Annotated in this window: 7 protein-coding genes; 5 read left to right on the top strand and 2 right to left on the bottom strand. The window is 55.9% G+C overall.

Going from position 1 to position 13,427, the window contains the following annotated elements; translation table 11 throughout:
• The first annotated feature begins 137 nt into the window (after nucleotides 1-137).
• The 4 genes from topA (at nucleotide 138) to ACWIUF_RS14060 (ending at nucleotide 6,454) form a co-directional block, all read left to right on the top strand.
• Complete coding sequence (topA, locus tag ACWIUF_RS14075) at nucleotides 138-2,831, top strand: type I DNA topoisomerase (protein ID WP_448573079.1); 2,694 nt, start codon at nucleotides 138-140, stop codon at nucleotides 2,829-2,831.
• Nucleotides 2,832-3,305: 474 nt separating this feature from the next.
• Nucleotides 3,306-4,529: a geranylgeranyl reductase gene (gene chlP / locus ACWIUF_RS14070; protein ID WP_448573078.1), complete on the top strand. Its 1,224-nt coding sequence runs from the start codon at nucleotides 3,306-3,308 to the stop codon at nucleotides 4,527-4,529.
• A 626-nt stretch (nucleotides 4,530-5,155) separates the two neighbouring features.
• The gene (locus tag ACWIUF_RS14065; protein WP_448562528.1) at nucleotides 5,156-5,533 is read left to right on the top strand and encodes a response regulator transcription factor; all 378 of its coding nucleotides are present in this window, start codon (nucleotides 5,156-5,158) and stop codon (nucleotides 5,531-5,533) included.
• A gap of 21 nt (nucleotides 5,534-5,554) precedes the next feature.
• On the top strand, nucleotides 5,555-6,454 hold the full coding sequence (locus tag ACWIUF_RS14060) for a cation diffusion facilitator family transporter (RefSeq protein ID WP_448573077.1): 900 nt from the start codon (nucleotides 5,555-5,557) through the stop codon (nucleotides 6,452-6,454).
• Nucleotides 6,455-6,594: 140 nt separating this feature from the next.
• On the opposite strand, the gene malQ is transcribed toward ACWIUF_RS14060, so the two are convergent.
• The gene (gene malQ / locus ACWIUF_RS14055; protein ID WP_448573076.1) at nucleotides 6,595-8,274 is read right to left on the bottom strand and encodes a 4-alpha-glucanotransferase; all 1,680 of its coding nucleotides are present in this window, start codon (nucleotides 8,272-8,274) and stop codon (nucleotides 6,595-6,597) included.
• Here malQ and treS point away from each other — a divergent pair.
• Nucleotides 8,266-11,682 (top strand): maltose alpha-D-glucosyltransferase, encoded by a 3,417-nt coding sequence (gene treS / locus ACWIUF_RS14050; protein ID WP_448573075.1) that lies wholly within the window; start codon nucleotides 8,266-8,268, stop codon nucleotides 11,680-11,682. The two genes, malQ and treS, sit on opposite strands and share 9 nt — an antisense overlap.
• A 422-nt stretch (nucleotides 11,683-12,104) precedes the next feature.
• Here the strand turns inward: treS and hemL are convergent, their stop codons facing one another.
• Entirely contained in the window at nucleotides 12,105-13,397 is a 1,293-nt protein-coding gene (gene hemL / locus ACWIUF_RS14045; RefSeq protein ID WP_448573074.1) for a glutamate-1-semialdehyde 2,1-aminomutase, read from the bottom strand.
• Nucleotides 13,398-13,427 lie beyond the last annotated feature (30 nt).

Below are 13,427 nucleotides of genomic sequence, written 5' to 3'. Positions count from 1 at the left end.
CCTCAATCCCCCACCCACCCCTTGACAATTGCGGAAATTTTGCTAACGCTGGCTCTAGCACCCAAGCTCACTTCCCACCAATACTGACTGCCCAATACTGACTGCTGCCCTCCTTGCCGTTCCTCCCCTGAAGTCCCATGTCCACGCTCGTTATCGTTGAATCGCCAACCAAAGCTCGCACCATTCGGAATTTTCTGCCCCAAGGCTATCGGGTAGAGGCGTCGATGGGCCATGTGCGCGACCTGCCCCAGTCAGCAAGTGAAGTGCCCGCCAGCTTCAAGGGCGAAAAATGGGCACAGCTAGGGGTGAATGTTGAAGCTGATTTTGAACCCCTCTATGTGGTGCCGAAGGACAAGCAAAAGGTGGTCAAAACCCTCAAGGAGGCTCTGAAGGAAGCAGATGAACTGCTCCTAGCCACGGATGAAGACCGGGAGGGGGAAAGCATTAGCTGGCACCTATTGCAGGTGTTAAACCCCAAAATTCCGGTCCGCCGCATGGTCTTCCACGAGATTACGGAGGAGGCGATTGACCAGGCGCTCCACAACTGCCGTGCGATCGATGATCAACTGGTCCATGCCCAGGAAACCCGACGGATTCTTGATCGCCTCGTGGGCTATACCCTCTCTCCCCTCCTCTGGAAAAAGATTGCCTTTGGCCTATCGGCGGGGCGGGTCCAGTCAGTATCGGTACGCCTGCTGGTCCAACGGGAGCGGCAACGGCGGGCCTTCCGGCAAGGTAGCTATTGGGATCTCAAGGCGACTCTGGCGGCGGCAACAGATTCCGGTCTGGTTCCCTTTGAAGCCCGGATGATCAGCCTGGGGGGGCGGCGGCTGGCTACGGGGAGCGACTTTGATGAACAGACGGGCCAGATTGCCGCTGGTCGTGAGGTGGTGCTGTTGGACGAAGCGGCGGCCAGAACCCTGCGCGATCGCCTGCGCGATTTACCCTGGCAGGTGACGGCCCTGGAGGAGCGCCCATCGACGCGGAAACCATCGGCTCCGTTTACCACTTCGACCCTGCAACAGGAGGCCAACCGTAAGCTGCGCCTCTCGGCCCGCGACACGATGCGCATTGCCCAAAGCCTCTATGAACAGGGCTATATCACCTACATGCGGACAGATTCGGTCCACTTGTCTAACCAAGCGATCGCGGCGGCTCGGTCCTGCGTCGAGCAAATGTATGGGCCAGAATACCTGAGTCCGAAACCACGTCACTTTAACACCAAGAGCAAAAACGCCCAGGAGGCCCACGAGGCGATCCGGCCATCGGGTCATACCTTTCGCACGCCCCAGGAGACGGGTCTCACGGGCCGCGAGTTTGACCTGTATGACTTGATCTGGAAACGCACGGTGGCCACCCAGATGGCAGAAGCACGGCAAACCCATGTCACGGTGCAGTTGCAGGTGGGGGATGCCGGGTTCCGAGCCACGGGCAAGCGGATTGATTTTCCCGGTTTTTTCCGGGCCTATGTGGAAGGGTCCGATGATCCAGACGCAGCCTTGGAAAACCAGGAGGTGATCCTGCCCCCCCTCCACCCAGGGGATCAACCCACGTGTCAGGAATTGGCGGCGATCGGGCACCAAACCCAACCCCCCGCCCGTTATACGGAAGCGCTGCTGGTGAAAACTCTTGAACAGGAGGGCATTGGTCGTCCCAGTACCTACGCCACGATTATTGGCACGATCATCGATCGCGGCTATGCCCAGATGGTGAATAACACGCTAGTGCCCACCTTCACGGCCTTTGCGGTGACGGCGCTGCTGGAAAAACATTTCCCGGACCTGGTTGATCCCGGCTTTACGGCGCGGATGGAGCAAACCCTGGATGAAATTTCCACCGGGGAGGTCCACTGGTTGCCCTATCTCCAGGAATTTTATCTGGGGGAATCGGGCTTAGAAACCCAGGTGCGGGAGCGGGAAAACCAGATTGACCCCAGCGAAGCCCGCACGGTGATGCTCCAGGACTTGGCAGCGCGGGTTCGGATTGGCCGTTTTGGTCCCTACCTGGAGGTGGTGGAGGGCAGCGAGGTGGTGAAAGCATCGATTCCGAAGGATGTGATGCCAGCGGACCTGAATCAAGAGCAGGTCCAACTATTGCTGCGCCAAAAGACGGAAGGCCCCGACAAACTGGGGGTACATCCGGAAACGGGCGAGCCGATTTATCTGCTCGTGGGGACCTATGGTCCCTATGTCCAACTCGGGGATGCCACCGATGCTAACCCCAAACCCAAGCGGGCCTCGTTGCCCAAGGGGATGACCCTAGAGAGTATTACCCTAGAAGAGGCGATCGGCCTCCTATCCCTACCGCGATTGTTGGGCGTCCATCCTGAGACGGGAGCCAAGGTGCAGGCAAGCCTGGGGCGTTTTGGTCCCTATGTGGTTCACGATCAGGGGAAGGTTGGCAAGGACTATCGATCGCTCAAGGCGGGGGATAATGTCCTGACAATTACCCTGGAGCGTGCCCTAGAACTATTGGCAGAACCCAAGAGCCAACGGGGACGGCGGGCCGCAACCAGCAAACAGGCCCTACGGGAACTGGGTGCCCATCCCGAAGATGGCGAACCCGTCAATATCTACGATGGTCCCTATGGTCCCTATGTCAAACATGGCAAGACCAACGCCGGTATTCCAGAGGGGGAGACGGTCGAAGGGTTGTCCTTGGAGCAGGCATTAGCTTTACTGGCGGCGAAGCAGGGTAGCAAAAAGAAAACTAGCCGGACGACTAAGGCGGCCAGCAGTCAGGCCGCGACGGCTAAGGGCACAAAAACGAAGAAAAGCACGACCACCAAAACAAGTAAAAGCAAGGGGACGCGTCAGAAGGCGACAACGTGAGATAACGCGAGGTCGGGTACGATTTGCTTTGGCTTCGAGGCATAATTTGACCGTTCTCTTGTGGGGTCGGCGTCCCGCCTGCCTAATTGATGCGCCTGCCTAATTGATGATTTCACTGACTATGGGAAACGGGAAATCGAAATTTTTTAAATGGATGCTTCGGCTAAGCTTGAGAACTCCAATAGGGCTTCCCCCAGTTGTTCTAGTCGAGCGACAGTTCAGCGGGCATTGGGGTTGCTGCGGCAGGATGAGCAGTGACTGGAGTTCGCAATTGAATTTTCTCAATTATTACCCAAACCCTTCAGCAGTCAGGACTTCACCAGCCCCTGGGCGTCACAGCGATTATCCTTATGTTTACAAAATATTAAGCTCTGTTGCATTTCAGATACATCTCCAACATCGAGGGGCAAGGGGACCAAAGCACCGTGATACCATCCAAAACGTTACCCCTAGAAGATTGACAGGAGAAAACCTTTGGCACTGCGGGTTGCTGTTGTTGGTTCGGGTCCAGCAGGATCGTCCGCTGCTGAGACTTTAGCAAAAGCGGGTATTGAAACCTATTTATTTGAGCGCAAGCTAGATAATGCTAAGCCCTGTGGCGGCGCGATTCCGTTGTGCATGGTCGCTGAGTTTGATCTGCCGCCGGAGATCATCGATCGCCGGGTGCGCAAGATGAAGATGATTTCGCCTTCCAATATCGAGGTGAACATTGGTAGCACCCTCAAGGATGATGAGTACATCGGGATGTGCCGCCGCGAGGTGCTGGATGGCTTTCTGCGCAATCGGGCGAACAAGCTGGGCGCAACATTGATCAATGGCACGGTGCATGGCGTCGATATGCCCAAGAACAGCACCGATCCCTATACGCTCCACTATGCCGATCACTCCGATGGCAGTGTGGAAGGGGTCGCCAAAACCCTGCAAGTGGATCTGATCATCGGGGCCGATGGGGCTAACTCCCGGATTGCCAAGGCGATGGATGCTGGGGATTACAACTACGCGATCGCCTTCCAGGAGCGCATCCGCCTGCCGGAAGACAAGATGGCCTACTACGAAGAACTGGCGGAAATGTATGTGGGCGATGATGTCTCCCCCGACTTTTACGCCTGGGTGTTTCCCAAATACGACCACGTAGCCGTCGGGACCGGCACGATGCAGGTCAACAAGATGAAGATCAAGCAACTGCAAGCGGGCATCCGGGCACGGGCCGCCAAGCGGTTGGAAGGCGGCAAAATCATCAAGGTGGAGGCCCACCCCATCCCGGAACATCCCCGTCCGCGTCGCGTAGTGGGTCGGATTGCCCTGGTGGGGGATGCCGCTGGCTATGTCACCAAGTCCTCCGGGGAAGGGATTTACTTCGCTGCTAAGTCCGGGCGCATGTGTGCGGAAACGATCGTCGAAGCCTCCCGCAATGGTGCCCGCATTCCTACTGAGGATGACCTGAAGGTGTACCTGAACCGTTGGGATAAGCAGTATGGCATGACGTATCTGGTGCTGGATTGGCTGCAACGGATCTTCTACCGCTCCGATGCCACCCGCGAAGCCTTCGTGGAGATGTGCGCCGACATCGACGTGCAAAAGCTGACCTTCGACAGCTACCTGTACAAGACCGTGGTCCCGGCCAACCCCCTGGTGCAGTTGAAGATCACCGCCAAGACGATCGGCAGCCTCCTACGTGGCAACGCCCTAGCGCCCTAGCTCTAGCCGCTGGTTCAGTAGATCGAAAAAATTGTGGGGTAGGCATCCTGCCTGCCCCTAGGACAGTCGAGACGGCTATCCCACGTTCAATGTGTGATCTACTGAGGTTGGGGCAAACGCCGTGCGACCCAACTGCCAATCGACAGCAGCCATCAGTTGGGTTGTTGGGTCTCGTAAACTTGACACCAACCTATGAGGAGGGTCTACAGGTGGGACACCCGCACTACGGAGCGTGCAAAATTCCAAATTCAAAACTCTGAATCCAGGCGGGGGAGTGGGGCGTATCGCAGCCGTTGTTCTCCCGCTTTGTGTCGGGATTAACAGGCATAGGGACGGGACTGGGATCGCCAGAAGAGAATCAAGCTTGTTAAGATCGCTAACTCTCCTGAAGCAACCGCAAGTTCTTGAATTAAGAATAGAGATAGGATGACTTGAGGTGGGCACATCTTCTAGGGATGCAGGCCAGCGATCGGGCCATGAACCTCACGCCTCGCTTGTAATGGGTGCGGTACAACGGGGTTAATGCTAAACCAGTAGTGTTATCCGATCGAGTGGGGACCACCCACAACACCGATCGCGAGGGATCAGGGCAAATAAGGGGCCTCAGAATAACAGATAGGGGGGGTATGAGTACAATTCTGGTCGTCGATGATAGCCATACCGCACGGGAAATGGTGGCTAAGCTCCTGAAGCAAAATGGACTGGATGTGATCGAAGCCAGTGATGGTCTGGAGGCGAAGGAGTGCTTTGCGACGAGCACACCGGATTTGGTTGTGACCGATGTGGTGATGCCCCGTATGAATGGGTATGAACTCTGCCGCTGGATTAAAAGTGACCCCAAAACGCAAAATACCCCGGTACTGATGTGTACCAGCAAAAACCAGGAGTTCGATCGCTACTGGGGGACTAAACAGGGGGCCGATGCGTATATCACCAAGCCCTTCCATCCACCGGAAATGTTAAAAACGGTCAAGCAATTGTTGCGACAAGCCCAAAGTACCTAGGGCAGTGTTAGGCTTCAGGCCATGACTGAGGCCAATCATCGTAGCCAAATTAGTTTATGGATTTTACTCATCGCTCTGGGGCTAGCGGTCCTGTTGATGGCCGTAAAATTCTGGGCCGGGTGGGCAACGCGATCGCTCAGTTTGCAAGCGGAGACCTTACATACCTTAGTCAGTAGTTTTAGCTTAATTCTCAGTTTGGTGGCCCTGCGGCTACCGTACCACCGTAGCAGTCGTCGGGAGTTCCAAGGGCATGGCAAAGCGGAAAGTGCAACGGCCTTGCTATTGATGGCATTTCTCGGTTTTGTGGGTTTACGGTTACTAGAAACCATATATCCCTTCCTACAATGGGTCTGGAACCGTGAAGCGATCGCAACCCCTGCGCAAATTAGCAGTCCCCTGATCCAGTTATTGCTGGTGATTGGGGGCATTACCCTGGGCCTAGCGCTGTTTGTCCGCTATGAAGCTAGAGTTCTGGAGAGTTATTTACTGCGGATGAGTGCCACTGTTCTCCTGCGGGATGCCTGGTTAACCTTGTTGCTGGTCCCGTTATTGGGGATCATTGGGCAGGGGCAATATTGGCTTGATCCCGTGCTGGGAGTCGGCTTGATTGGGCTGGCGGGAATTAACTATTGGCAATTCTTGAACTGGCAGTTACCCCTCATGATGCAGTCGATCGCGATCGCGCCGGAAGCGTTGGGGTACCTGGTGCGGCGGATGCAGGGGGTTTTGGCCTGCTATCAAATTCGCTCCTATGGGATCGTGGGTCGGCTGGTGTTTGTGGAAATTCACCTCCTGCTGCATTCGGACTTTCTGGCAATGGCCCCCATGATTGCCGAACGCATTGAATCCATGCTCCGAACGCGCTATGGCCCGGTGCAGGTGTTGCTGCACGTGAGCAGTCAGGATGCGGACGAGGTGTAGGGAGCGTTTAGCGTTTGAGCCAATCCTTGAGATCTGCGATCGTCTCAAAATCCAGGGGAGGAACGTAGAGGTTTCTCGCTCAACCCGCACCATGAGCGTTCGCGCTGCCGCTGGGGCCTGTACTTCCTGGTAAAGTTCAATTAGCGGCAGCGGCCAAAGGTACGACTGAGGTCCAACAGCCGATCGCTCAAGCCCTGGTGCAAGCTGCCCGAATCCAGATAGCGCCAACGCCAATTGCCCGCGTTCACACTGGGATCATTCATCCGCGCCTGATTTCCCAAACCGAGCAGATCTTGAAGGGGAATAATCGCCAGATCGGCGATCGAACCTAAGGCTAGGCGAATCAAATCCCAATGAATCTCATGGATGTCATCCGGGGAGCGATAGCCCAGGTAATCGGCAATGAATTGTTTCTCGGCGGGGCTGGCTTTTTCCTGCCACCAGCCCACCGTCGTATCGTTGTCATGGGTGCCCGTATAGACCAGGCAATTACGCACATAATTGTGGGGCAAATAGGGATTATCGCTACCGCCGCCAAAGGCAAACAATAAAATGCGCATTCCCGGTAACCCAAACTGATCGCGTAGGGCTTCGACAGGTGGCGTAATCACCCCCAAATCCTCAGCTAAAACGGGCAATTGACCAAAGCGATCGTAGAGGGCAGCAAAGAATTCTTCCCCCGGAGCCGGAATCCATTTCCCCTTAATCGCCGTGGTTTCACCCGCAGGTACTCGCCAAAAGGCTTCAAAGCCCCGGAAGTGATCAATGCGCACCCAATCCACATATTGCAGGGTCGCCTCAAACCGCTTAATCCACCAATCAAATTTAGTCGCTTTTAAGCGCTTCCAGTTATACACCGGATTGCCCCATAACTGGCCCGTTTCGCTAAAATAATCCGGTGGCACTCCCGCAATATAGGTGGGTTCCAGGGTTTTGGGATGCAGTTCAAAAATATCCGGACGTTGCCAGACATCGGCACTGTTGTAGCACACGTAGATGGAAATATCGCCAATAATTTTGATGCCGCGATCGTTAGCGTAGGCCCGGAGATTTGCCCATTGGCGGAAAAATTGAAACTGGAGAAACTGGTGATAGAGAATACGATCGCGATGGATCTCACGCTGTTGGGCAAGGGCTTGGGCTTCCCGACGGGCGATCGCGGGTTCCCATTGGTTCCAGGTGGTACCGGGTTGAGCATCCAACAGCGCCATGAACAGGCTGTAGTCGTCTAGCCAATAGGCTTGGGTGTGACAAAAATGCTCGAAATCTGCATTAGGATGCTCGGTGAGCCGTTGCTTAAAGGTCTGAAACGCCCGCTCCAGGTATTGGGTTTTGTGGGGGATGACACGATCGAAGTCGATGCGATCGCTAGGCAGATCGGGATTGGACGCGATCGGGGTCAACTCATCGTGGCGTAATAACCCAGCATCGGCCAACTGCTCCAGGGAGATCAGCAATGGATTGCCCGCAAAGGTGCTGAAATTCATAATGTAGGGCGAATGCTCATAACCCGTGGGTCCCAGGGGCAAAATCTGCCAGAGGCGCTGACCGCTCCGTTCCAGAAAATTCACAAACTCATAGGCCGCCCCGCCCAAGTCACCGATGCCGTGGGCACTGGGTAAGCAGGTCGGGTGCAACAAAACCCCACTACTACGCGGAAAGGTCATGCCCTGGTATTGGCGCTTAGCCCGCTTCGGGGTAGATTGCGCCGTTGATGCCGATGAACCGGGGGAGGTTGGTGCAGCCGTATCAGAACTGTTACCCTGGGGGGCAGTTTCTTTGTCAGAGCCGCGTAGGCGTTGGAATAGGTTATGCAACATCAAGCGTTAAGTGATGATCCACTGTGGTTTAAAGATGCCGTCATCTACGAAGTCCCCGTGCGGGCCTTTGGAGATAGTGATGGGGATGGCGTTGGTGATTTTCGGGGTCTCACGGAACGTTTGGATTATTTACGCGATTTGGGCATCACGGCAGTTTGGATTTTACCGTTTTTCCCCTCTCCCCTCAAGGACGATGGCTACGACATCGCTGACTATACTAACGTTAATCCCCTCTATGGCACCCTGGCGGACTTCCAAACCTTCCTCGATGCCGCCCACGATCGCGGGATTCGGGTCATTATCGAGCTAATTGTTAACCACACCTCTGATCAGCATCCCTGGTTTCAACGCGCCCGCAGTGCCCCCGCTGGTAGCTCGGAGCGAGATTTTTACGTGTGGAGCGATACGCCCCAAAAATACGAAAGCGCCCGCATTATCTTCAAGGATTTTGAAACCTCCAATTGGGCCTGGGACCCGATCGCCCAAGCCTACTACTGGCATCGGTTCTACTCGCACCAACCGGATCTGAACTACAACCATCCGGAATTGCAGTCCGCCATTTTCGAGGTGGTGGATTTCTGGCTCAATATGGGGGTCGATGGGCTACGGTTGGATGCAGTCCCCTATCTCTATGAGCGGGAAAAGACTAACTGCGAAAATCTACCCGAGACCCACGCCTTTCTCAAACGACTCCGGCAACACATTGATACCCATTTCCGCAATCGGATGTTGCTCGCTGAAGCCAATCAGTGGCCGGAGGATGCGGCGGCCTATTATGGCCAGGGCGATGAATGCCAGATGAATTTTCATTTTCCCCTGATGCCCCGCTTGTTCATGGCATTGCAGATGGAGGACAGCTTTCCCATTATCGATATCCTGCAACAAACCCCCCATATTCCCGATAACTGCCAGTGGGCTTTGTTCCTGCGCAATCATGATGAACTCACGTTGGAAATGGTCAGCGATGAGGACCGGGATTATATGTATCGGGTCTATGCAGCAGACCCCCAGGCCCGGATTAATTTGGGCATTCGCCGACGGCTGGCCCCGCTCATGGGTAATAATCGGCGACGGATTGAATTGATGAATAGTTTGTTACTGTCATTACCCGGTACGCCCGTGCTGTACTACGGGGATGAAATTGGGATGGGGGACAATATTTATCTGGGCGATCGTAATGGGGTGCGCACGCCGATGCAGTGGAGCAGCGATCGCAATGCCGGGTTCAGTCGCGGCAATCCCCAGCGATTATATGCACCGCCGATCGTCGATCCGGAATACCACTACGAATCCGTCAACGTTGAAGCCCAACGGGCCAACCCCAATTCCCTCTGGTGGTGGATGAAGCGGCTGCTAGCCATCCGCGCCCGCTTCCGCGCCTTTGGCCGAGGAACGTTTGAGTTTCTTTACCCGGAAAACCGTAAGGTGCTGGCCTTCACCCGCACCTACGGCACGGAGCATATTTTAGTCGTCGCTAACCTGTCCCGGTTTGTTCAGACCGTGGAGTTGGATCTGTCGGCCTTCAATGGCATGGTGCCAGTGGAAATCTTTGGGCGAACTAAATTTCCTGAAATTACCGAAACCCCCTACTTCCTGAGCTTGGGTCCCCACTCCTTCTACTGGTTTACCCTGCAACTCCAGGACAGCCCGGTCCAAACGCCCCGGCCCGTCTCCCAAGTCCCCACCCTGAGCGTGACCCGCACCTGGGAGAGTGTGTTTTCCCAAGCGGAAGCAAAGGCGGCCTTGCAAAGTTTGTTGCCAGAATATTTGCTGACCTGTGCGTGGTTTAATAGCAAGTCGCGAGTGATCCAAGCCGTGCAGATCCGGGAGGTGATTCCCTGTAGCCTGACCCCGCCCCCGCCGCAAACGGGTAGCCGTCCTCAGCCTACGCCTCCTGATACCGAGCAACCGCCGTCGCCCCTCTACTATCTGACCCTGATCGAGGTGGACTATACCGAGGGCAGTGCCGAGTTTTATGTCCTGCCCCTGGCCTATGAACCCCGCCGTGGGGAGGACGTACTGCCAATTCCCCATGAACACGCGATCGCCCAGCTTCAGGTGCAAGGCACCGACGAGCGGGGGCTGCTCTTCGATGCCTTTGAAGATCCGCGTTTTCTCCCCCTCCCTTGGCAGGCGATCGCCCAGGGGCAACGCTATGCCGGGATGCAGGGGGAAGTGGTCGCAGTCGCGATCGATGGGGTGTTTGCGCAGTTACGGGCCATCGCAACGACGATCGATCCCCATTTGTATAAGGGCAGTCACACTGATACGGCGATCGTCTACGGCGACTGTATGTTCTTCAAGCTCTTCCGCAAGGTGGAACCAGGGATCAATCCAGAGGTTGAGATGGGCACCTTCCTCACCCAGCAAAGCCTCGCAACCCAGACCTTACCGGAACACCTGTCCCCAGTGGCCGGTTTCCTGGAATATCGCAGCAAGGGGAGTGAGCCGATCGCCCTAGGCATTTTGCAGCGCTATATCCCCGATACCCGTGATGCCTGGGCCTACACCCTGGATGTCCTGCGGGATTATTTTGAACAGGTGATGGTGCAGGAAGAAGCCGTCAGTGAGGTGCTGTTGCCGATGGCGACGTTGCTCAATACGCTGATGGAACCGATCCCCACCCGTGCCTATGAATTGCTAGGGGCGTACCTGGGGGCAGCAGAACTCCTGGGCCAACGGACCGCCGAATTGCACCTAGCCCTGGGCGCAGATACGGAGAATTCCAGCTTTGCCCCAGAGGCGTTCACGTCGTTTTATCAGCGATCGATTTACCAGTACATGCGTAATCTCGCTGGTCAAACCCTGCTCACCCTGAAGAAACAGTTGCCCCACCTATCGCCAGCGTTACAACCCCTCGCCCAAAGTGTCCTCAACCGCCGCGATCAGTTAATGGGCCGGTTTAGTGCGGTGTTGGATCATTCGATCCAAGCCACGCGCATCCGGTGTCATGGTGATTATCACCTGGGGCAGGTGCTTTATACCGGCAAGGATTTTGTGATTGTGGACTTTGAAGGGGAGCGCAGCCGTCCGTTGAATGAACGCCGGATGAAGCGATCGCCCCTGCGAGACATTGCGGGAATGCTGCAATCCTTCAGCTTTGTCGTGCAAACCGCCCTGCGGCAAGAGGTCGAGAGTGGCATTATTCGCCCTGAGAGTTTGCCGTTGATGGAGCAGTGGGCGCAGTTTTGGTATAGCTGGACGAGTGTGGCGTTTCTCAATCGCTATTTGAGTTTGGCTGGGGAGGCCTCGTTTATCCCCAAAACCCAGCAGGAACTCCAGGTGCTTTTGGATGCCTATCTGCTGGAAAAGGCGGTGCATGAGTTGGACAATGCCCTCCAGCACAAACCCCAGTGGACCGAAATGGCATTACACCGCATTCTGCAACTGCTGGACTCGTTCAGTTAGGGGAAAGTGTGGGGACTAGGGGCACGATCGTCCCTAACCAGCAGTACTCAAACCATTCGCATACCCTTTCACGGGGCTTAAGACGCAATCGCGGCGGCACCGCCGGTGACAATTGCCCCGATATTGCCCACCAGCTAGCGGTCGCCCAACGACAGCAGAGCCAGAGCCAGCCCCGGCCTCTAAGTATGGGATAGCCGTCGTGGCCGTCTCAGGGGCAGGCAAGCCCAGCAGATCATAAATGGAATGTGGAATAGCCGTTGCGGTGGTCTTAGGGGTAGGCAGAATGCCTACCCCACCATTGTGTTTCGTTTACGTAGGGTCTCCACGGAAGAATCTACTGAAGCTGGTTTTTCGGGCAAGCAAGCTGCCTGCCTCACTGCTAATCTTTGGCCACCAGTCCCGATCGCTGGAGCTTGGTCCTACTACAAACCCGCCATTACTTCTCTTGCCACGGCCAGGGTTTGCGCGATATCCGCCTCCGTGTGCGCTAAAGAAGTAAACCCAGCCTCAAATTGGGACGGGGCGAGATAAATCCCACGCTCCAGCATACCGCGATGGAAGCGGCTGAATTTGGCTAGATCTGATTTCTTGGCATCCTCGTAGTTATGGACCGGACCAGCAGTAAAGAAGAGGCCAAACATGGCACTGATCGACCCCCCACAGGCGGCATGACCCGTTTCCTTGGCAATGTCGAGGAGACCCTGGCTCAAGGTTTTGGTAATGCGATCGAGGTACTCATAGGTCCCTGGTTTTTGCAACAATTCCAGGGTTTTGATCCCCGCCGTCATGGCTAGGGGGTTACCGGAGAGCGTCCCTGCCTGGTACATGGGACCCGCCGGAGCCACCATTGCCATGATATCCGCGCGTCCGCCATAGGCCCCCACCGGCAGGCCGCCGCCAATGACTTTCCCCAGGGTGGTTAGGTCTGGTTTAATGCCAAATTTCTCCTGGGCACCGCCGTAGGCAATGCGAAAACCCGTCATCACTTCATCGAAGACCAGTAATGCCCCATTCTCCTGGGTTAGCACCCGCAGCCCTTCCAGGAAACCGGCATCGGGAGGGATAAAGCCCGAATTACCCACCACTGGCTCTAGGATCACGCCGGCAATTTGATCCGGATTTTCAGCAAACAGGGTTTTCACGGCTTCGAGATCGTTGTAAGGGGCCGTGAGGGTATTGCTGGTGACGTTCTTGGGCACACCGGGCGAGTCGGGCAGGCCCAGCGTCGCGACCCCCGATCCCGCCTTCACCAGGAACATATCGGCGTGGCCGTGGTAACAACCCTCGAATTTAATCACCTTCTCCCGTCCCGTGAAGGCCCGCATTAGGCGCAGGACCGACATACAGGCTTCCGTACCCGAATTGACAAAGCGCACCATCTCAATGCTGGGAACAGCGGCAATCACCAACTCTGCCAGCACATTTTCCAGCACACAGGGCGCACCAAAACTGGTCCCCTTGTCCAAAGCCGCCTTCAGGGCGCTGATGACCTCTGGATGGGCATGGCCGCAGATGGCAGGCCCCCAGGTCCCCACATAGTCAATGTACTGGTTCCCATCGACATCCCAGGCATAGGCTCCCTGGACGCGATCGAAGACGATCGGTTGCCCCCCCACTGACTTAAAGGCCCGCACCGGGGAACTCACCCCACCCGGCATCAGCCGTTGAGCGGCGGCAAAGATTTCTGCTGATTTTGTGGTTTGAAACTGACTCACGACCAAGGTTTTCTCCTAATCACTCGTTGC

It is taken from the genome of Trichothermofontia sp., assembly GCF_053493415.1.
Note: the sequence above shows the minus strand (reverse complement) of the source record. Positions and strands in the feature narration are given on the sequence as shown.